The organism is Paenibacillus sp. J22R3 (assembly GCF_056269305.1).
Genome location: NZ_JBWDNS010000002.1, coordinates 917107 through 938556 on the forward strand (window position 1 = coordinate 917107; position 21450 = coordinate 938556).

Below are 21450 nucleotides of genomic sequence, written 5' to 3' on the forward strand. Positions count from 1 at the left end.
TCTAGGAGGTTTATAGAGCCATGAAACAAATCACAATACCCGGCGTTAAACAAGGCATCTCTCAGCTTATCATGGGATCGGACTATTTTGCACCGGAAGTTTATGAATTGGTGTCTGCGAATTTGGATGCGTTTACGGCAATCGGCGGCAACACCATCGATTCAGCCTTTATTTATTACGGCGGCAAGAGCGAGCAGGCTATCGGCATGTGGATGGAAGAACGCAAAAACCGCGAGTCTATCAATGTATGGACAAAAGGCGGTCACCCGAACCATGAGGGACCAACCGTTAATAAGAAAGCCATTTACGATCAGCTGATGGTTAGCTTAGAGCGTCTGCGCACGGATTATATTGACTTGTATGCCCTTCATCGTGACGATACGAATGTCCCGGTTGGCGAAATCGTTGAAATTCTGAATGAGCATGTCGAAGCAGGCCGTATTCGTGCGTTCGGCGGTTCGAACTGGACGACAGCTCGTCTGCAAGAAGCGAATGAATATGCGGCCGCTCATGGTCTGCGCGGATTTGATTTCAGCAGCCCTAACCTTAGCTTAGCGAAAGCACAGGAGCCATATTGGGCAGATTGCATTAGTGTCGATGATGAGATTCTGGGTTGGCATGAACGCACGGAGCTGCCGCTGCTGTCTTGGTCGGCACAAGCACGCGGTTTCTTCACAGGCCGGTTTACGGCTGAAGATCGCACGGATGCGGATTTGGTACGCGTATTCTATAATGACGACAACTGGGAGCGTTACCGCCGTGCAGAGCAGCTGGGCAAAGAGAAAGGCTTCTCGACGATCCAGATTGCGCTTGCTTACGTGCTGAACCAATCGTTCCAAACGGCTGCTATTATCGGAGCACGGAATGAAGCAGAGATGAAATCTTGTCTGGAAGCGACGACGCTCACACTGACGCCGGAGGAAGTCAAATGGTTGGATCTGCGGACACGTTAATCGAGTTATGGCCGGAAGGCGCACCGCTTGCTGCCGGAACGACCGATGAGGATCGTCCGGCGCTCACGCCTTATTTGGTAGAAGGCAGCGAGAGTGTCGTCATCGTCTGTCCGGGCGGTGGGTATGGCATGCGGGCTGACCATGAAGGAGAGCCGATTGCGCTTTGGCTTAACGAGCTTGGCATATCAGCTTTCGTGCTGCGTTACCGGGTAGCGCCTTATCAATACCCGAGTGCGCTGTATGATGTGCAGCGGGCCATTCGATATGTTCGGCTTCAAGCGGAAGAGCTTGGCTTAAACGCGAGGAAGATCGGCATACTCGGGTTCTCTGCAGGGGGGCATCTGGTCTCAACGGCCGGCACCCACTATGATGCAGGCAATTCGCAAGCAGATGATCCGATAGAACGGATGTCTAGTCGACCTGATCTTACGATTCTGTGTTATCCGGTAATTACGATGCAGTCTCCGTTTACACACGAGGGCTCCCGCATGAATCTGCTTGGTCCGAATCCGTCAGCGGAGCAAGTCGAGCTGCTCAGCAATGAGCTGCAAGTCACACTGGATACACCGCCGACCTTCCTTTGGCATACGTCCGATGATGGTGCGGTTCCGGTCGAGAACAGCCTGTTGTTTGCGATGGCGCTGCGCCGCGCAGGGGTCCCGTTCGACCTGCATGTATATGAGCAAGGCGCACATGGCTTGGGACTTGCGAAAGCAGACCCGCACGTGGCCAACTGGACAACCGTATGCGGACTTTGGCTGAAGCGCAACGGATTTTAGCAAATGGAATGGAAGAAAGCCTCTCTTGTGAGCTGAACGGTCCGCGTGAGTGTGGACGTTCCTTACAAGGGGGGATTTTTTTTGAACGATTCGGATGATTATCCCCTTCCCGCTATGTTAATCTAGTGTGGTAGTCTGTGCGATCCAAGAAGCTAAAGGAGAGTAGAAATGACGATGAGCGAGAATAGAGCTTTCGAAGGTACCTATCAGGGAGAAAAGGCAGTTTGGTTGAAATATGACCGCTACGAGGCGGCGATTCTGCCCGAGGTTGGGGGAAATCTGATCGCTTTCCGTGATGTGGCAAGCGGTACTCAATATCTACATGAACCAACAATAGACGAAATGGAATCGTTCAAAGCGAGACCGTTCATTCATGGGATTCCGGTATTATTTCCTCCGAATCGCTTCGAGGATGGCAAGTTTCCTTGGAACGGACGGACGTACCAATTCCCGGTCAACGAGCCTGCGACAGGTAACCATCTGCATGGCTTTGTACATAGCGAGACTTGGGCAGTTGAAGAATTCGGCACGACAGCCGGTGAAAGTTACGTAGTTGTTTCGCTGTTAGTGGATGAGCAAAGTGCGGTGTATACGTACCTGCCGCATAAATTCACGATCAAGCTTCGTTATGCGATCAGTGCCGACGGATTGCACCAGCATGTCATGGTTCGCAATGAAGGCGACGATGTAATGCCATGTCTGTTCGCGTTCCACACCTCGGTGAATGCACCGTTCGTTCCGGGCGGTTCTGCGCAAGACTACCGCTTGAAGCTGACGATCGGGGAGCGCTGGGAAATGAGCGAGCGCATGCTTCCGACAGGCAAACACCAGCCGCTGTCCACGAACGAAGAGCTGATGAAAGGCGAAGGCGTTTATCCATTCTTCGAGTCGCTGGACAACCATTACACGGCAGTGGCACAGAATGGCCGCAACCGGATGGAGCTGACCGACACGAAACATGGCATCACGCTCGTTTATGATGTGGGTACTTCGTACAAGCAGTGGATGATTTGGAACAACGGGGCTACGGAAGGCTTCTTCTGCCCAGAGCCGCAAATCAACCTCGTGAACGCGCCGCATGTGGACATGCCTGCTGATGAAATCGGCTTGTACAGCCTAGCTCCCGGCGAGATTTGGGAAGAGACGGGCCGTCTTTACGTGAAGAAAGCTTAATTGGCAGGTTCGATATTTTGTAAATAAGCAAAAGTCCGCATCAGCAGCCGAGTGCGCATCCTCCAGGAGGAGAGTGCGCGGGCCGCTGAAGCGGACTTTTTTATCTCGAGGAAGAAGTGCGGAGCAAGCTGTAGACATTCGTGTCATACGACCTGCCGTCTTGCACGATGTAATCTCGCAGAACCCCTTCTTGCTGAAAGCCAAGCTTCGTTAACAAGGTCTGGGAAGCTGCATTTTCCTGAAAAACTACGGCACCGATTCTTGTCAGCTCAAGCTGGTCAAAGCCGTAGGCGACGATCGCTGAAACCGCCTCCGATGCATAGCCTTTGTGCCAGTGATCGGGATGGAGCTCGTAGCCGATCTCGGCTCTGCGATGCTTGGGCATCCACGCATTGAATCCGATCGTGCCGATGATCCGGTTATCCGGGCTGTCTTTGCGCTGGATTCCCCAGCGAATACCGCGCTTCTCTTGATAATTTCGACCGAACAGCATGACGAATTCGGCGGCTTGCTCCAGTCGCTCGAGCGGTTCTTGCCCGTAATAACGCGTGACGTCAACGTTTGAGAAACAAGCAAATATCCCGGCCGCATCCGCTTCTGTTAACTCTCGTAATAGTAGTCTGTCGGTTTCTAGTCTCGGAAACAGATGAGTCCCTCCTAATCATGGCAGCGGCAGCTGTCCCTTGCGGATCGCTGACGGCGTCGAATTGCGAACCTTCTTAAACACTCTACCAAAATAAGTCATCGTGGAGAAGCCCGCACGCTCGGCAATTTCGGCGACAGGATAATCGGTATCGAGCAGCATGCGCTCGGCTTCTTGAACACGCAGCATGTGGATGTATTCGATTAACGTCTTGCCGGTGACCTGCTTGAAGATTTTGCAGAAATGAGTCGGACTTAGATTCACCATACGCGCAGCTTCGTTCACGCTGATCGATTCCTGATACCGTTCGCGGAGCGTTTGGAGCAGATGCGATAAATCATAAGGCTTCTGCGCGCGCGTCAGAGATAAGTCCGTGTGCTGCTGGGCATAGCGAAAATAAAGCCCAAAGATCCGCAGCAGCTCCGCCTTCACGAGCAGCTCATACCCAGGCTGCTTGCCTTGGAACTCCTCCAGAAGTCTAACGAATGAGTGATTCATCTCATCCATGTAGGGGTTTGTAGTCTGCATCGAGCTTGGCCATTTCACCTGCTGCTGCAGGTAGGGCACGAAATAGTGATGCTCCGTAATATCAAGCCCGCTTCCCCGCACCAATGCCTCATTAAATACGATACAAATGAGCTCCGCATCCGGCTCTAGCGGTACGACGCCATGAAGCTGCTTGGTATTGATGAACGCGAGTTCTCCTTTGTTCAGTGGAATAAAGGAAGCATCAATTTGTACCCGGGCACGACCTTCTTTGACATAGACCCATTCCATATGATCATGCCAATGCAAATGCACGTCTTTCACAATAAACACGTTGATCGGAAAGGTGCGATCGGGAATCCACGTATTCTCTTTAAACGGACTTACCGTCATAGGGACAGCCTCCAGTCTATACGTACGATTTTACGTCATAAGTTGGTGAAATCTCAATTGGAATCGCTTTTATCACCGGAATTATCATAAGATTGTGCGAATTGTTCGCAATTTTGGTTCTGGTTTGAAGCTCATACTTTCGGTACGATAAGAGCAGAACCAGCATTTGGAAGCAATAGCATTCGGAAAGGTGATGGAACGAATCGTGAACAATATTCGAATCGGCACACTGGTCAATGGCAGTACGGCAGCAACGGTTATCCCGCAAATCATCCCGCATGGTTTCGAATCATTCGGCTTAACGTTCTGGCAAACCACGCAAGGCACGGATCTACAGGAGCTCGCTCGTCAGGTCAGAGAGCAGCTGGCAGAGCGCGACATCGTCATCTCGACGTTAGGCGTATTCGGCAATCCACTCACAGGCGCGGGCGACAACTATGATACATTAGCCAGCTGGGAGCGGTTAATAGATGCTGCAGAAGCGTTCGGCACAGACCTTGTGACCGGATTTACGGGTAGAATGCCCGGCAGCATCGATGAGTCCATGACGAGATTTGGTGAAGTATTCGGCGAACTGACCAAGCGGGCAGAGTCACGCGGCGTTCGGATCGCTTTCGAGAACTGCGATATGGGCGGCACTTGGGGGCGTGGTGAATGGAATATTGCGCATAACCCGACGGCGTGGGAAATGATGTTCAATACGGTGCAGGCGGATAACATCGGACTGCAATGGGAGCCTTGCCATCAGATGGTGAGCTTAATCGATCCGATTCCGCAGCTTCGCAAATGGACATCCAAAATCTTCAACGTACATGGAAAAGATGCTACAATCGCATGGGATGTTGTGAAGGAATACGGCATTCACGGACCGCGTGAATTTGTTTGGCATCGGACACCTGGTTTCGGCGATTCCAACTGGACCGATATTATTTCGATTCTGCGTCAAGCCGGCTACAAGGGCAGCATCGATATCGAGGGCTGGCATGATCCGGTTTACAAGGATGAGCTCGAAATGACAGGTCAGGTACATGGGCTAAATTATCTCAAACGCTGCCGCGGCGGCGACTTTGTTCCTAATCCGGTATAGAAGGAGATCGATTACTCATGAAACATCGCATTGTAGTAGCAGGTTGCGGCGGCATGTCCAATACATGGATCGATTACGCGATTGAACGGGAAAATGCTGAAATTGTCGGCCTAGTCGACATTTATGAAGAGAGCGCCAAGGCACAGGCAGCTAAACGCGGCCTGCAAGTACCGACCTTCACAGATCTGGCAACGGCCTTAGCCGCAACGGATGCGAATCTTGTATTTGATGTAACCATACCGGCCAGTCATAAACAGATCGTAACGACTGCAATGCGCGCAGGCTGTAATGCACTAGGCGAGAAGCCGATGGCGGAATCCTATGCTGACGCGGAAGAGATCGTAGCGGTAAGCAAAGAAACAGGCAGAAGCTACGCCGTAATGCAGAATCGCCGCTATAATAAGCAAATCCGTTCATTCCGCGATTTGATCGGCTCCGGAGCGATCGGGACAGTAGGCGCGATACATGCGGATTTCTTCCTCGGACCCCATTTTGGCGGTTTCCGTGACCTGATGGACAATCCGCTGATCGTGGATATGGCGATTCACACCTTCGATCAAGCCCGCTTCCTGAGCGGCGCAGATCCGGTATCGGTCTATTGCCATGAATATAACCCTCCGGGCTCCTGGTACAAAGGAAACGCATCTGCCGTTTGTATCTTTGAAATGAGCGATGGTTCGGTATTTACCTATAACGGTTCCTGGTGCGCGGATGGATTGAACACCTCATGGGAATCGAATTGGCGCGTCACCGGCAGCGAGGGTGGTGCACGCTGGGACGGAGCAACGATGCCGTACGGCGAATGCATTGACCGTTCTAAGCCGGAAGGCTTCACCCTCGAGATGAAGAGAGTGGAAGGCAGTCAAGAATGGAGCGGGCGTGAAGGTCATTTCGGCTGCATGGATGAAATGTTCGCTGCGCTGGAGGAAAATCGTCCGGCCGAAACGAACTGTCATGACAATATTAAGAGCGTTGCGATGGTATTCGGCGCAGTCGAGAGTGCGCGATTGGGACAGAAGATTAAATTGTAATATACAAGCTGGAACGAAGAGAGAGTCTGCCACTATGGCGGCTCTCTTTTTTATTCGGTTAGAGTCCTCCCATTCGATACATAATAACGGAAAAAACCATCCAGCGGAGGTATAACTATGACTTCAACTCAAAAGCATACTTTGCCAACGCTATCACATACCCTGCATGAGTTCGAGGACTGCAGTGATCTCATTCACCACACGATTCCTAACCTCGGGGTTGATCTTGTTTTTATCGGCAACCTGATAGCAGGGGATAAGCTGTACAGAGATTTGATCAATTTGATCGAAACTGCGGATCAAGAGCAGATGCAGCAGTTCGTAAAGCACTCGAAATTTGTTCCGATGACAGACAGCAAAGAACTCATTGTCAGCATTTTATCCGGGCGAGCAGCTATATTCTATGAAGGCAACGCTTATGTCGTCGATGTTTCCGGCAACGAAGGGCGCTCGGTTTCCCAATCGGAACAGGAAACAACGATTACAGGGCCTCATGACGCATTCACGGAGGATGCCGGTGTCAGCCTTGGTTTGCTTCGCAAGCGGATCAAAAGCTCCCATCTTAAAGTAATTAAGCTCTCCGTAGGAGAAGTTACCAAAGCTGATGTTTATGTGCTCTATATCAAAGACTTAGCCGATATATCGTATATCAATGAGCTCAAGAAACGAATCGAGGACATTGAAATCGATGCCGTGCTGGATACAAACATGCTTATTCAGCTTATTGACGATAGTCCTTACGCACTTTTCCCGCAAATATTGACCTCTGAACGTCCCGACGCTATCGCTTCCAAGCTTGTAGCCGGACGCGTGGTCGGATTGATGGACGGAAGTCCGACGGCATTCAGCATACCCGCTTCATTCGTTGAATTCTTCTCCTCTTCCGACGATTATTACATGCGCTGGATGCTCGGCTCGGCGACGCGAATATTAAGGTTCATTGCCCTCTTCATCACGATGATCTTCACGGCGCTCTATGTGTCGGTCACAACCTATCATTACGAAATGATACCGCAAAACCTCATTTTGACTCTGGCGGAATCCCGCAGCAGGGTGCCTTTCCCTCCCGTGTACGAGGCGTTGCTGATGGAGCTTACAATCGAGCTACTCCGAGAAGCCGGCGCCAGATTGCCGACAAAAATCGGGCAAACCATCGGTATCGTCGGCGGTATCGTTATCGGACAAGCCGGCGTGCAAGCAGGTTTAACCAGTAATATTCTCATTATTGCAGTTGCTTCCTCGACCATTGCTTCATTCGTTATCCCGAACTATACCATGAGCGCTTCGATACGTCTCATCCGATTCGGTCTGATCTTGTTGGCCGGATTCTGGGGGAATCTCGGACTGGCACTGGGCCTGGCTGCTGTCATTATTCACCTGAGCGGTATGACCAGCTTCGGTTCTTCTTACTTGACTCCGATCGCACCTTCTCAGCCCAGCGAGTGGCGTGATGTGCTCTTCCGTGCTCCATTCAACAAACTGTACTACCGTCCTTCTCAGACGCGGACGAAGAATAAGATCAGAAACAAGATGAAGAGGTGAGCTGCCTATGAATGGGTCAGAGAAGCTGTCTGCATTTCATATGACCATACTTGTCTACATGATGCAGTTTGGAGTCGTTATCTTCATGCTTCCGCAGATGCTGAGCAAAACCTTCGGTACGAATGGGTGGATTGTACTGCCCGGCTATGGGCTGATTGTCATCATCAATTTGCTGCTGATCGGGGCTGTTTATAAGCTCGGCAAGGGTAAATCGATCTTCGATATTTTGGAACATGCGATTCCCAGAATGCTGTTGATGCCGCTTTATTTGTTTCTTGTCGGCGTGTGGGCTATGCTGGGTTGTTTGGTTGGCAAGGAATACGTGCTTATTTTTCAAATGCTGGCCTTTCCTACGACTAATCCGATGGTGTTCAAGCTTGTCATGGATGTGCTGATATTCTGGTTGATGATCAAAGGGCTGTACAATATTTCAAAAGCCGCCACGATGTTCTTCTGGTTCTCAGTGTGGATGCTGCTGCTGGTGTTTTTCTTCTATGGCGAATTCAGCTTTGCGAGGTTAACGCCGTTCTTTCTTAAAGGCGGAACAGGCTCTTTGGCAGACTTTGTCGGCATATATTCGGCCTATCTCGGCTATGAGCTAGTGATGCTTACCTTTCCTTCGACCGATGCCAAGACTAAATTTCTCCGCTCAAGCATCCTCGGCAGTCTGCTGACAACGATAATCTATACCTATATTTGCTTTGTCGCATTCGGCTTCTTAAGCCCGAAACAATTGAACCGAATGCTTTATCCACTGCTGGACCTCATGGCGTATATAAAATTCCCATTCGTCGAGCGGCTGGAGAGTTTATTCTGCGGGTTCTTCCTATTCACAACTGTGTTTACAGTCGTCATGTATTTATGGTCGGCAAAGGAGACGGGCCGCAGAATATTTCCGAAAATGAAAGAAAATGTGCTTGCCGGCATCATTGTGCTGCTGTGCTATATTGTCGCCTATGTCCCTGACACGATAAGCGATGTGCAGACATGGTTCAAGGTGTTCAGTGCCGTGGAGTGCATCATTGCGTTTACCTTGCCGCTGCTGCTCATTATAGTGTTGGCACTCACGCGGGAGAAAGTGGCGTCCGCATGAAGCTGAACATGAGAAAAATAATGCTGCTGCTGGTTATACTGACTGTTGCAATGACCTTAACGGGCTGCGGCGATCAGCGGATTCTCGAGAAGCTCGGTTTCTCCCAAACGAGCAGCTATGATTTGGTGGATAACAATAGGCTTGAGATTGCCGTTTCCATGCCGAAGGCGGATCCGCAGGCACGTACGCAGCGCGAGGTGCTGAGTGCGATCGCAGCGAGCGGGAAGGAGGCCAGAACCAAGCTTGCGAAACTGACCAATCTGCTGCTGGTCAGCGGTCAGCTGCGTAATGCTTTATTTAGTATGACACTTGCAAAAAGCGGAATGATCAAGCATTTGGACACTTTTCTACGTGATCCTTCTATTTCTCCGCGTCTCAAATTATCCATCGTGAACGGGAATGCCAAACAGATGCTGCAAAAGGATTATAAGCAGCATCCCATTACCGGTAAATACATCGATGGCATTCTGGAAAAGGAAGCGATGGGAAGGACGATTCCCTTAACGTCGCTCTACTCCTTTACACGAGATCTATATGATGACGGAATTGATCCCGTTATGCCTATTCTCAGAGATTCCGGTGAGCATATTAATATCGACGGAGTGGGCTTGTTTCGAGATGATCGATACATAACGATGATTCCTGCTAAAGAAGGGCTCATCTTTGCATTTCTAAGGGGTTCCTTCAAACAAGGAGAGGTCAGCGTCCAATTGAATGGCAAGCAGAGTACGGGCGATACCATTATGTTCAGCTCTCTCATAAGCCGCCGGAAAGTGAAGATTGGCCGTGGTTCAACCGGAGCTCCTTCGGTTCACATTCATATTAAGCTCAAAGGATCGGTGCTTGAATATACCGGTAAGCTCTCGCTCGCTGAACCTAGTGACCGGAAACGAATTGAGCAGCAGGTTGCGAAGAAGCTGACCGAGCGGGGGCAGAAGTTGATTGCGTATATGCAGAAGAACCGTGTTGACAGCCTTGGAATGGGCATTCCGATACGTAACCATATGAGTTATGCCGCTTGGAAGAAGCTGAACTGGCCGGAATCTTATCCTTCAGTAAAGGCAACTTGCAGCTTCACTGTGATCATAAATAATACCGGGAAGGCAGAGTAAACAGAAGAAGCCGAATCAAGCAAACAAATAGAAAAATGCAGCAATGTTCCGGCGGCCGACGATTTTCTATACTGAGAATAGGAGGGGAGTGCCTGCGATGGAGATAAGAAAGCAGGCTGGTCGGCATGCAGGAAAGGAGGGAAGCGGCGTCCGCAAGTGAGCGGCTGGAAACCGAAGTATTACCATATGATCCGAGAGGGAGTGTATGATATGTTAACCGGTTTACGCGTAGGTTTGAGAAAGCGGCGGTTCAGCTCGTTACTGCTGGCCTTCGCCATCATGATGGGGGCACTTGTCATTCCGCAGCAAGCATTCGCAGCAGATTACACCGTGCAGAAATGGCAGACTGTCGAGATTTCATTAACCAGCTCCAAGACGTACACAAACCCGTTTCAAGATGTGGATGTGACCGCGACTTTCAGCGGGCCCGGCGGAGTTACGATTACCCGTCCGGCTTTCTGGAACGGCGGAGCCGTTTGGAAGGTTCGATTTGCCCCGACGGTGACCGGTGCTTGGACGATGACGACAGCCGCAAACGATACGACGGATACCGGATTGCATAATGTAACGAAAACGATTCAAGCCGATGCCTATACCGGAAGCCAAGCGATCTATAAGAAAGGTTTCCTAAAGGTAAGCAGCAATGGGCGCTACCTCACGTACAATGACGGCACACCGTTCTTCTACTTAGGCGATACGCATTGGATTTTGCCGCATGAACGGTTCTCGACCTCGAATAAATCAGGGGTTGCCTCACAGTTCAAATATGTGGTGGACAAACGCGTAGGCCAAGGGTTTACTGTGTATCAATCCGAGCCGATCTGGCAGCCGCATGGCGGAGGCACGCATACGGGAGCGGATGAAGAAGCGGTAGCGAACCTCAGCGATGGTTTCTCGAGCACAGACTTGCCCGGGTTTGCTAACTTGGATCAGAAATTCAAGTATATCGCCGATCAAGGACTCGTCCATGCCAATGCGCAAGTAACTTGGGCACTGGATCCGGCGAGTTACAGTGGTGTATATACCGATGCCTACATGGCACGAGTCGCTAAATATTGGGTTGCGAGATATGGCTCCTATCCGGTGATCTGGACGATTGCACAGGAGATTGACCGCAACATGTACAACAACTACAACACGACGACGATGAGCAAATGGTATGCCGTCGGGCAGAGCATTTCGGATAATGATGCGTATAACCAGCCGCTTATGCCGCATATGGAGAATACCGGCACATCGGTTGCATCGAACTCCACTTGGGCGAGCAAAGCCTATCATGACGGCTGGGCGGTTCAATGGCAAGGAGATATGACCGGCATGAGCACGGCGAAGGACTTCTGGAACTTTGCGACAGCCAAACCTTCGGTCATGTATGAAAGCGCATACGATGGCTTCTGGACGGATTCTCGCGGTGCACTGGGCGCTGCGTACAAGTCGTTCCAGTACGGTATTTACGGGTACGGGTATGGAGCTTCGGGCACATGGAACGATGTGTATTCCGTATCAGGTGCTGCAGATGATTTCGGGACCGGCTATGAGCTCCCGGCGCGGTATACCTGGTGGTATGATGGCGCGAATTATGTGACGGGTGACCAATTGACGTATTTCAAAAGCTACTATACGTCGCTGGAGTGGTGGAAGCTCGTTCCTCGATTCGATGATGCCAGTTGGGGAGCATTCAGCGATACTTCGAGGTCGCTGTTATCCTCCGACGGTAATTCGGTGTATTCGGTATTCTTCTTTAACGGCACAACCAGCACCGGCACATTGAAGCAGATGGATAACGCATTCCTGTACAATGCCCGTTGGTACAATCCGAGAACCGGCGGTTACACCACGATTAGCAGCAGTGCGCAGGCTTCATCCGGACAATGGAACATACCGGCCAAGCCGGACTCGAACGATTGGGTGCTGCTAGTTCAGAAGACGTCGACGCCTGCGCCTAACTTAACGAATCTGGCGCTCGGCAAGACGTATTCGAGCTCCTCCTCGTGGGATGCGAATCAGCAAGCGCCGAAAGCCTTCGACGGCACAACGGCGACGAACTGGCAGGCATGCAATACTTGCTGGAACGGCCAGTGGCTGGAAGTGAATTTTGGTGCGAACACCACCTTCAATAAAGTGGTGCTCACCGAGTATGACAGCCGGACAACAGGGTATCGGATTGAATACTGGAACGGTTCTACATGGCAGACTGCCTATACCGGTACGAGTATCGGCGCGAGCTTCGTGCCGAAGACGATTACGTTCAGTGCAGTGACAGGCAGCAAAGCCAGAATATATTTCACCTCGGGAACGGCGAATGCTCCGATTATTTATGAATTCGAGGTTTATTATGATGTTCCGAACCTAGCGCTCGGCAAGACGTATTCCAGCTCCTCCTCGTGGGATGCCAATCAGCAAGCGCCGAAAGCCTTCGACGGCACTACTGCGACAAACTGGCAGGCATGCAGCGGCTGCTGGAGCGGCCAGTGGCTGGAGGTCAACTTCGGTGCGAATACCACCTTTAATAAAGTGGTGCTCACCGAGTATGACAGCCGAACGACGGGATACCGCATCGAGTATTGGAACGGCTCCTCGTGGGTGACAGCTTACACGGGCACGACGATCGGAGCAAGCGGCGTGCCGAAGGTCATTACGTTCAGTGCGGTAACAGGCAGCAAAGCCCGCATCTATTACACGTCGGGAACCAGCTATGCGCCGATCATCTACGAGTTTGAGGTTTATAATCAGTAAAAGTACGTTAGATAGAAAGGCCGGGTGCCTCGCTGGTGGCGAGGTACCCGGCCTTCTTGATTAAACAATATTAGGTGCGTCCACGTTCGGATCGGTATCCGCTTCATAATCGACGCCTTCGGTTTCGAAGCCGAACAGCTGGAAGAACTCTTGGCGATAGCCTTCAAGATCCGAGAGCTGCTCAATGTTTTCCGTCGTAATGGCATCCCAAATCTTCGCCACTTCTTCTTGAACATCCTCGCGAAGCTCCCAGTCGTCAATGCGAATGCGGCCTTCCGCGTCCAGCGGAACCTCGCCGCCCGCATATAGGCGCTCGGTGAACAAACGGTAGGTTTGCTCGATACAGCCTTCGTGCAGCCCTTTCTCCTTCATAACCTTATAAAGTGCGGAGATATAGAGCGGTACAACAGGGATCGCGGAGCTGGACTGCGTTACCAGCGCTTTGCTGACGGTAACGAATGCACGGCCGCCAATTGCAGCTAGTTGTTCACTGAGCTTCTTCGCTGTAGCTTCCAAATGATCTTTAGCTTGACCGATGCTGCCTTCACGGTAAATCGCTTGCGTAATCTCCGATCCGATATACGAGTAGGAGATCGTTGTTGCGCCTTCTGCGAGCACGCCGCCTTGCTGAAGCGCATCAATCCACATTTGCCAGTCGTCGCCGCCCATAACCGTTACTGTATCTTGAATTTCCTGCTCAGTGGCAGGCTCGATCGAAATCGTTGTCACTTCGCCACTATGGAAGTTGACGGTCTTGTTGGTGTATGTCTCGCCAATTGGCTTCAGGACGGAATTTGACGTTTCGCCTGTCTTCGGATCCGTTCTGCGAGCGGAAGCGACGCTGTATACGACCAAGTCAACTTGACCCAGCTCCTGCTTGATCAGGTCAACTGCTTTGTGCTTCGTCTCATCGGTGAAAGCATCACCTGTCACGCTGAACGACTTGAGGCCTGCTTGCTGCGCTGCCTGTTCGAATGCAGCGGAGTTGTACCAGCCAGCCGATGCCGTGCGGTTCGCTTTGCTCTCGCTTTGGCGGTAGACGCCAACCGTATTAGCGCCGGCACCGAATGCCGCGACAATACGAGCTGCGAGCCCATAACCCGCCGATGCTCCGATGACGAGCACGTTGCGAGGCCCGGAGATGGCTGCGCGTTCTTTGACATAATGAATTTGTTCCTGCACTTGAAGGGCACAGCCCGTTGGGTGAGCGGTCGTGCAGATAAAACCGCGTGTTCTTGGTTTGATAATCATGTGTGTCTGTTCAATTCCTCTCATACGGTTGTCTCGTATTAGTAAGTATAGGCAATACTCAATGTTCTGATAGTACCTTTATTGAAGCGAATCCGCAACATAGCTGGCATAAAAAGAACGGCCCCCGTCACCTTTCATGTGAGGGTAAGCCGTTCTTCGTTTATTTCTTCTGGCCGATCGGCATCATCATGCCGTTGTCCATGCCCATCATGCTGACGCTGCCGTCCGTGTCATCGCCTTCGTATAGATAAACCTCGGTGCCGAATGCAGGCTCGGCATAAGGAAGATGAGTGCGGCCGCGTGCGAGAATTTGGCGGTAGTTGCCGGAATCGCCTTCGTAGCCGTCATGATCCCAAGGTACCCAGGAGCGGGCATTGCAATAGTGACAGACGTAGGAGCGGCGGAAGCGGTCTGTTGTCTTATTCGGAAATGACCTGTGAAACAGATGCGAATGGAAGAATAGGACGTCGCCCGGCTGCATAGGAACGGAGATCGGAGGTGGGTATTTGGCGACCACCTTCGATAAGGTGTTCACTTCATCGTCTAGATGGCTCACGTTCTGAACACCGTTCAAATTCGAGAAGGCATCCAAGGCGTGCACATTGCCGCCGCCCATACCGTCTGGCGGATAGATCGGTTCGTGGTTGGAGCCCGGAGCTACCCAGAGGCAGCCATTCTCCTCGTCGACTTCTTCGAGCGCGATCCATGCGCCGATCAGCGTGTCCGGATGGGTCTTGATATAACAAGCGTCCTGATGCCAGCCCTGACCGCCGCGGCCGGGTGGATTCAGGAACATCATGGATTGTACGGCATATACATCCGGTCCGATTAGCGCTTCGGTGACATCGAGGATGCGTGGGTTCAGCAAACCGCGTTCAGCGGCAGGTTCAATGCGCGAGAGCATATGCACGCGTGTAGCATCTAGGAATTCTTCGTCCAGCGGATTATGGCTGTGGGATTCACGAGCCGGTTTCTTATTCTTCGTTCTTGTATTCTCGGCAAGCTCGTAGAGCTCGGCGATGTCTTCTTTTGACACCAAGCCTCTTACAATGAGGTAACCGTTGCGATGATAATGCGCATATTCCTCCACACTGACCAAATAACGGTCAACCCGCTCACGGGACTTAGGCGTATAGTAAGTTGCCATCGATTCTATTCCTCCAGTAACGAGATGATATGCTCTAATTGTGCAATATTAAGAGAGCGGTTTCAATGGATGGAAATGATTTTCGATGTGTTTATTTGATATCTGGGTTGACGACGATATGTCGATTGACGAAAGTTCGATCCGGATCGACGCCAATTGCCGTATGTCGGAAAATCGGCCCTTTGCAGCGCTCTATATATTCGGTTGCGGTAATGCCGCGGATACGTTTGTACATTTTGGAGAAATGATGCTCATCGCCGAAGCCGGCTAAGTACGATATTTGCTTGACTGTCCCCGCACCTCTCATCATCAATTCCTCAGCTCGATGCAGCCTGCGTTCAAGGAGCATTCGTTTAGGCGACATGCCCACAGCTTCGACGAACATTCGCGTGAAATGCGCATGAGACCAACCGGACCGCTGAGCAATCGTTTCGATCGTAATCGGCTCTGTGAGATGCTCTTCCATGTAGGCGATGCTATTGGCGATTTGGACGGGGTAGCTGCTGATTGCAAATTCCGGCGTTTTATCGGCGAACGCTGCTAATTCCTCGATGGCTGTCGTTAACAGGGAGGCGAGCCTGCGCCGCCAGTGGTGGGATTGATAATTGGCGACCACGACAATCTGATTGATAATGGCACCGATCAAGCTGCTTTGTGCGGCCGGAACCACATGAATGGTGCTGAGCAGGGCGGTGAAACGCGGATCCTTCTCCCGCAGGAGGTCGTAGTCGAAGTGAACGAATAGATGCCGCACATTGCGGTCGCGGTCAAACAAATACCGGTGCATAGTATCCGGTTGCGTGAATACGAAACAAGGTGCGCTCAGCCTATGCTGGATGGGCTGCATCCCTTGAACCTCGTACATCGTACCGGAGCCTTCTGGAAAATAGACCAGCTCATAGTCGACTATCGTGCGTGGTCCAAGCTGGTGACCGCCCGCTTGCACGATAATATCGCCAATACTGTTGATGGTGGGTAAACCGCTTTGATTAGGCAGCATCCGGCGGACTTCCTTTCTGCGGTGGTTGCGATTAGGCGCGTAGGGGCTGCGGCGTCCTTTGGGTATATTATTGCTGAGGTACTGCATTCCGTGCAATAGTTTTGCGCATTGGCTCGCAACTGTTTGATGCTGAGAAGCGTCCATAGTAGAAAGGAATTATTAATTTCGAGGAGTTGTCGTGATGAAGAAGAAATGGATCGCCATATTGTGCGTCGTCTGTTCACTTGTAACCGGAACTGCTGTATACGCTGCCGGTCAATTGTCGTTGAAGATAAATGGGGTAACTGTAAAAGACAGCGGAGCATACTTGCGTGATGATCGCGTATATGTGCCGCTTCGTATTGTATCGGAACAGTTAGGCGGTGACGTTGCTTGGAATTCGGCCAAGAAGGAAGTCAGCATCACGGGCGGAGGCAGCGGTGCGGTTGAGATATGGAAGGATGATTCCTTCCCCGGCTATATCCAATATAATAGCGTTATTAATGTAGTGAACCGCTACATGGCTGCGCTTCAAGGTGCGTTTTCCAGTTCCTATGATGCGGATGAAGATTTCAAATTACTGCTCTCGGCGCAAGCAATTCAAGATGATGTGCGTGTGTGGCATCCATTCTCAGGGATGGTCGGCTCTTCGATGCGCAGCATTTCGAGCTATAAGATCATAGACGGCAGGACGATGGGCAAAGACTCAGCGAACAGGCCGATCTATGAAGTCGCGGTACGCTACAATGTCATCAACCCCGGGGATGATAGTACGTACAAGCAGATCACGAAGGCTTATACCGTAATAACAGAAGTGATTAACAACCAGCTGTTCTATAAAATCGATCAGGAACGCCTCCTCAGCACCTTCAAACTGAATCAGGAACCGAGTCCGTTTAGGTAATGTGTTGGCCGCGTTAGCAGCGAGAGTGGAGTATCCACTCTCAGATTGTAGAGAAAGCTGCTGTTTTTTTAAACGGTGGGTTTCTCTTTGTTTTTTTGGAGTGAAAAATACAAGCATAAGGACGGTTTTACCCCTAAACCCTCCGTTCTAGATGGAGGGCGATCTTTTTCATGTTCCGTAGGGCGGCAGTCACCAACGCTTGTTCCATCACGTTGTAATCCCCGCAAACGGCAATAGCGAAACCCGTGGAGTTGTTTAGCATCCGCTGGGCAGCCGCTTTGTTGTCTATACATCATGAATAACATTTTAACGGTTGCCAGCGTGGCTATTTCATACAAATAAGCCTTTTTGAAAATCTAACGGTTGCCACAGTCGTTATTTGCAACAAATGGATCGATTCCAAGGGGAAAATGATTAAATAAGCTCGCTGGCAACCGTTAGACTATAAAAAGGGCTAATTTATGGCAAATAACCACTGCCACAACCGTTAGCGTTAGAATGCGACGACAAAATATGCACTCATCACGGAGGTACTTAGAACTACCGTACGGGAAGCTAAAAAACGACGTTGTATCAACACGGGTTTCTCGACAGACTGAGAGAGAGTGGAGAATCCACTCTCTTTTTTTGTGCTTAAAAACTCCAAATTTCTTATTGAAATTCCCTACTGGGCGAGCTATAGTGATAGTAGGAATTGGGTTTTATATAAAGAAGTTGGTTTTGTATACAGAACCAACTCATCAACAATGGATGAGGCGATTGGCGTGTCTGAGGAACGCAAATACTGGGTGCCTGCGCTGGAGAAAGCAGATAAAGTGCTGACTGTTCTGGCACAGGAGCCAGCCAAGCATAAGCTGATCGACTTATCGATGAAGCTTGAAATCAACAAGAGCTCGATGTTCTCCTTGCTGAGCACGATGGAAACTCTCGGCTGGGTGAAGCGGGCGGCAGGCGATACGTATACGCTTGGACATACCTTTGCCGAATTCGGCTCCTCGTATTTGAAGCAGTATGATTTGCATCCTTTTTTCATGGACGAAGCGGTGTCGGTTCGAGATCGGCTGCAGGAAACGATTCAGCTAGCGAAGCGCATCGACGACCAGGTGCTGTATATGGGCAAAGTGGAAGCGAATTCGCCGGTCCGGCTGCAATCCGAGCCGGGGATGCGGCTTCCCGCACATGCTACGGCACTCGGCAAAGCCATGCTCTCGCAGCTAAGCGAGCACGAAAGACTCGCACTGTACCCGCAGGTTGATCTGCCGAAGCTGACGCCCCATACGATTGACAATCGCGACGAGCTGTTTGCTCAATTGGATGTCATTCGCAAGCAAGGTTACGCTTTAGACGACCAAGAGTCAGTCATGGGTTTCCGCTGTGTGGCCGCTCCGATTATGGCCGGCACGAACGCGAACCAAGCTGCTGCGGTTAGCTGTTCCATGCTGCTTCACCAATGGGAAGTCAAGTCGAACCAAGCCATCGAAGAAATGAAGGGGCTTGCGCAGCGACTATCGCTGCCGAGCCACAACCTATGAGGGAGATGAGAGAATGCGATTGCACAATAAAGTAATTCTCATTACAGGCTCGGGCTCGGGCATCGGGAAGAGCACTGCATTATTGTTTGCACGGGAAGGTGCAAAGCTGGTCATTAACGATTTGTCTGAGCAGAACGGGACAGATACGGTGAAGGAGATTCAAGAAGCGGGCGGAGAAGCGATCTTCATCCGTGCAGACGTCACCAACCCGGCTGAAGTATCTGCCATGGTCGATCAAATTATCGCTCATTATGGCGTCATCGACGTGCTTTTCAACAATGCGGGCATCAGCGGAGTAGGCTTGCTGCATGAGATAGAGCCGGAAGCATGGGATCGCGTCATTAACGTTAATATTCGCGGCGTCTACCTGCCTTCCAAATATGTCATCCCTCACATGATGGAGCGTCGCGTCGGCTCGATCATCAACATGTCTTCGTGCATTGCGGAGATCGGACTGGCACGCCGTGCTTCTTATGCCGCAACTAAAGGTGCTGTCCTTGCGCTTACGAAGTCCATGCAAGTTGACTACGCGCCATACAATATTCGCGTTAATGCCCTTCTACCGGGTACAATCATGACGCCATTCGTAGAAAATTACTTGAAAACCTCTTATGCCGATCCCGAACAGGCAATCGCAGGTTTGAAGAAACGCCAATTGAGCGAAGAGCTTGGTTTGCCGGAGGATGTTGCCAAAGCTGCGTTGTTCCTGGCATCTGATGAGTCTTCGTTCGTGATGGGCTCTCCGTTCTACGTGGACGGCGGCGTTGTTTTCGGCAAGAACGCTTAATTCTATCGAACTAATTCTAAATTTATTCCCACTATGAGATCGGAGGCCAATTCACTTATGAAACTCATTAGCATCTCCAAACAAGGTCGTAATGCGCTTGGCGTAGTAACAGAGAACGGTGTTGTCGACGTAGAAGCAGCTCTTCAGGCAGCTGCCGGAAGCGCAAACGCAGAAGTGCCTTCATCGGTGATGGCCGTCATTGAAGGCGGAGACGCTGCAACGGCTTCACTTAGAAACTACATCGAATCCCTTCAAGTGGCCGGCGGAGAAGCCTATGTTCGTCAAGAAAGCGACATCGAATGGGGACCATGCGTCACACATCCGAACAAAATCATTTGCATCGGGCTCAACTACCGCAAGCATGCAGAAGAAACGAATGCGCCGATTCCGGCCTATCCGATTCTGTTCAATAAATTCAACAACACACTGACAGGCCATTTGAAAGATATCGCCGTTCCGAAGGTAACGGAGAAGCTGGATTACGAAGCGGAGCTTGTTATCGTTATCGGTAAGAAAACAAAGTATGTGGCCAAAGAAGACGCTCTCTCCCACGTATTCGGCTACTGCGCCGTGAACGATCTGTCCGCGCGTGACCTGCAGCTCCGTACGCAGCAATGGCTGCTCGGCAAGTCCTGCGATGATTTCAGCCCGCTCGGTCCTTACCTTGTGACTGCCGATGAAGTTGGCAATCCGAACGATCTGTGGATCAAGTCCACCGTAAACGGTGAAGTGCGCCAGAACTCCAATACGTCGGATATGATTTTCGCTTGCGATGAGATTGTCAGCTATGTGTCGCAGCATATGACGCTTGTGCCGGGCGATGTTATTCTGACGGGGACGCCTGAGGGGGTTGTGCTTGGACTTCCGGTGGAGCAGCAAGTGTACTTGAAGCCGGGCGACGAAGTAACGATTGAAATCGAGAAGCTGGGTGCGTTGACGAACCGTTTCGTAGCAGACACCGAATAAAGTGAAAAGGAGTGCCTCGGCACTCCTTTTTTGAAGAAATTCTTCTGAGCGAAACCATTTAACGCCGTTCGACAGTGGCTACGACCGGATAATGATCCGAAGGATAGCGGTCATTATAGCGGTTTCGGTCAATATGAACCTGATGAACAAGGGCATTTGGCGTGACAAAAATATAATCGATCGGTACGCCTTCTTCTCCTCCTTGATAGTCGTGGAAGGTGAGGCCAACAGCATCTCCGGCAAGCGCTGTGTAGGCGTTTAGAAGTCCGAGCTCATTCAAGGCGCCGATGACATCGCTGTCAGGCCCGCAATTGAAATCTCCTGTAAGTACGGCAGGGATATTACCTGCAAGCGCAGACGACTCTTTCATTCGCTCCACAATCAGCTTAACGCCGTTCGTTCGAGCCTCAGCGCTGATATGGTCCAAGTGGGTGTTGTAAACGACCCATTCCTCGCCGCTTTGTTGACGAAGCTTGGTCCAGGTGCACATACGGGGATAAGCGGAGTTCCAACTGGTGTAGCCTAGCTGCTGCGGATTCTCAGACAATCCGAAATGTCCGCTTTCTACGGGCTCAAGCCTTGCATGCCGATAAAATATCGCGCAATATTCGCCTTCAAGCTGGCCGGTGCGGCTGATGCCAAGCCAGCGATAATCAGGCAGCAGCGCCTGCAAATCCTGCAGCATCGCAGCGGTACCTTCCTGCGTGCCAACGACATCCGCATCCGCTTGCTTAATCGCTTGGGCTGCTTCCTCAATCCGGTAGGGCCATGCATTGTCGCCATCGGATTCAACATGGACTCGCAGATTAAACGTCATGATCTTCACGTTCGTATTCCTCCAATCAATAGCAATGAA

General features: G+C 51.1%; 19 protein-coding genes. 13 read left to right on the plus strand and 6 right to left on the minus strand.

Translation table 11 applies throughout. The annotated features are described in order from the left end of the window. Positions 1 to 20: 20 nt before the first annotated feature. The 3 genes from AC0YN4_RS12185 (at position 21) to AC0YN4_RS12195 (ending at position 2905) form a co-directional block, all read left to right on the plus strand. Positions 21 to 953, plus strand: coding sequence for an aldo/keto reductase (locus tag AC0YN4_RS12185; protein WP_475781733.1), 933 nt, complete (start codon positions 21 to 23; stop codon positions 951 to 953). Then, on the plus strand, positions 929 to 1732 hold the full coding sequence (locus AC0YN4_RS12190; protein WP_475835895.1) for an alpha/beta hydrolase: 804 nt from the start codon (positions 929 to 931) through the stop codon (positions 1730 to 1732). The genes AC0YN4_RS12185 and AC0YN4_RS12190 overlap by 25 nt, the downstream gene beginning before the upstream one ends. Positions 1733 to 1906: 174 nt before the next feature. Further along, the gene (locus AC0YN4_RS12195; protein WP_475781735.1) at positions 1907 to 2905 is read left to right on the plus strand and encodes an aldose epimerase family protein; all 999 of its coding nucleotides are present in this window, start codon (positions 1907 to 1909) and stop codon (positions 2903 to 2905) included. A gap of 100 nt (positions 2906 to 3005) precedes the next feature. On the opposite strand, the gene AC0YN4_RS12200 is transcribed toward AC0YN4_RS12195, so the two are convergent. Both AC0YN4_RS12200 and AC0YN4_RS12205 read right to left on the minus strand, forming a co-directional pair. Beyond that, the gene (locus tag AC0YN4_RS12200) at positions 3006 to 3551 is read right to left on the minus strand and encodes a GNAT family N-acetyltransferase (RefSeq protein WP_475781887.1); all 546 of its coding nucleotides are present in this window, start codon (positions 3549 to 3551) and stop codon (positions 3006 to 3008) included. Positions 3552 to 3566: 15 nt separating this feature from the next. Beyond that, a complete protein-coding gene (locus tag AC0YN4_RS12205; protein WP_475781736.1) occupies positions 3567 to 4427 on the minus strand; it encodes a helix-turn-helix domain-containing protein in 861 nt (286 codons plus the stop codon). Between the two features lie 193 nt (positions 4428 to 4620). On the opposite strand from AC0YN4_RS12205, the gene AC0YN4_RS12210 reads away from it, so the two are divergent. The 6 genes from AC0YN4_RS12210 (at position 4621) to AC0YN4_RS12235 (ending at position 13028) form a co-directional block, all read left to right on the plus strand. Continuing rightward, a complete protein-coding gene (locus AC0YN4_RS12210; protein ID WP_475781888.1) occupies positions 4621 to 5514 on the plus strand; it encodes a sugar phosphate isomerase/epimerase family protein in 894 nt (297 codons plus the stop codon). 17 nt (positions 5515 to 5531) lie between these two features. Then, positions 5532 to 6545 (plus strand): Gfo/Idh/MocA family protein, encoded by a 1014-nt coding sequence (locus AC0YN4_RS12215; protein WP_475781737.1) that lies wholly within the window; start codon positions 5532 to 5534, stop codon positions 6543 to 6545. A 117-nt stretch (positions 6546 to 6662) separates the two neighbouring features. Beyond that, a complete protein-coding gene (locus AC0YN4_RS12220) occupies positions 6663 to 8087 on the plus strand; it encodes a spore germination protein (protein ID WP_475781738.1) in 1425 nt (474 codons plus the stop codon). A gap of 7 nt (positions 8088 to 8094) precedes the next feature. Further along, positions 8095 to 9180, plus strand: a complete 1086-nt coding sequence (locus AC0YN4_RS12225) for a GerAB/ArcD/ProY family transporter (RefSeq protein WP_475781739.1) — start codon at positions 8095 to 8097, stop codon at positions 9178 to 9180. An 8-nt stretch (positions 9181 to 9188) separates the two neighbouring features. Continuing rightward, positions 9189 to 10292 carry a Ger(x)C family spore germination protein gene (locus AC0YN4_RS12230; RefSeq protein WP_475835896.1) on the plus strand — a complete coding sequence of 368 codons (1104 nt, stop codon included), beginning with the start codon at positions 9189 to 9191 and terminating at the stop codon, positions 10290 to 10292. A gap of 210 nt (positions 10293 to 10502) precedes the next feature. After that, the gene (locus AC0YN4_RS12235) at positions 10503 to 13028 is read left to right on the plus strand and encodes a discoidin domain-containing protein (RefSeq protein ID WP_475835897.1); all 2526 of its coding nucleotides are present in this window, start codon (positions 10503 to 10505) and stop codon (positions 13026 to 13028) included. A 60-nt stretch (positions 13029 to 13088) separates the two neighbouring features. Here AC0YN4_RS12235 and fabV read toward each other — a convergent pair whose 3' ends face one another. From fabV to AC0YN4_RS12250, 3 genes are all read right to left on the minus strand, one after another. Then, positions 13089 to 14279 (minus strand): enoyl-ACP reductase FabV, encoded by a 1191-nt coding sequence (gene fabV / locus AC0YN4_RS12240; protein WP_475781889.1) that lies wholly within the window; start codon positions 14277 to 14279, stop codon positions 13089 to 13091. Between the two features lie 160 nt (positions 14280 to 14439). Then, a complete protein-coding gene (locus AC0YN4_RS12245; protein ID WP_475781742.1) occupies positions 14440 to 15426 on the minus strand; it encodes a phytanoyl-CoA dioxygenase family protein in 987 nt (328 codons plus the stop codon). A 91-nt stretch (positions 15427 to 15517) separates the two neighbouring features. After that, positions 15518 to 16426: a helix-turn-helix domain-containing protein gene (locus tag AC0YN4_RS12250; RefSeq protein WP_475781743.1), complete on the minus strand. Its 909-nt coding sequence runs from the start codon at positions 16424 to 16426 to the stop codon at positions 15518 to 15520. A gap of 181 nt (positions 16427 to 16607) precedes the next feature. Between AC0YN4_RS12250 and AC0YN4_RS12255 the strand changes: the two genes are divergently transcribed. The 4 genes from AC0YN4_RS12255 (at position 16608) to AC0YN4_RS12270 (ending at position 20594) form a co-directional block, all read left to right on the plus strand. Then, positions 16608 to 17309 (plus strand): stalk domain-containing protein, encoded by a 702-nt coding sequence (locus tag AC0YN4_RS12255; RefSeq protein WP_475781744.1) that lies wholly within the window; start codon positions 16608 to 16610, stop codon positions 17307 to 17309. 746 nt (positions 17310 to 18055) lie between these two features. Continuing rightward, positions 18056 to 18841 (plus strand): IclR family transcriptional regulator, encoded by a 786-nt coding sequence (locus AC0YN4_RS12260; RefSeq protein ID WP_475835898.1) that lies wholly within the window; start codon positions 18056 to 18058, stop codon positions 18839 to 18841. 13 nt (positions 18842 to 18854) lie between these two features. Then, entirely contained in the window at positions 18855 to 19628 is a 774-nt protein-coding gene (locus AC0YN4_RS12265; RefSeq protein WP_475835899.1) for an SDR family NAD(P)-dependent oxidoreductase, read from the plus strand. A 57-nt stretch (positions 19629 to 19685) separates the two neighbouring features. Next, positions 19686 to 20594: a fumarylacetoacetate hydrolase family protein gene (locus tag AC0YN4_RS12270; protein WP_475781747.1), complete on the plus strand. Its 909-nt coding sequence runs from the start codon at positions 19686 to 19688 to the stop codon at positions 20592 to 20594. A 58-nt stretch (positions 20595 to 20652) separates the two neighbouring features. Here AC0YN4_RS12270 and AC0YN4_RS12275 read toward each other — a convergent pair whose 3' ends face one another. Further along, a complete protein-coding gene (locus tag AC0YN4_RS12275; protein ID WP_475781890.1) occupies positions 20653 to 21411 on the minus strand; it encodes an endonuclease/exonuclease/phosphatase family protein in 759 nt (252 codons plus the stop codon). Positions 21412 to 21450: the final 39 nt, after the last annotated feature.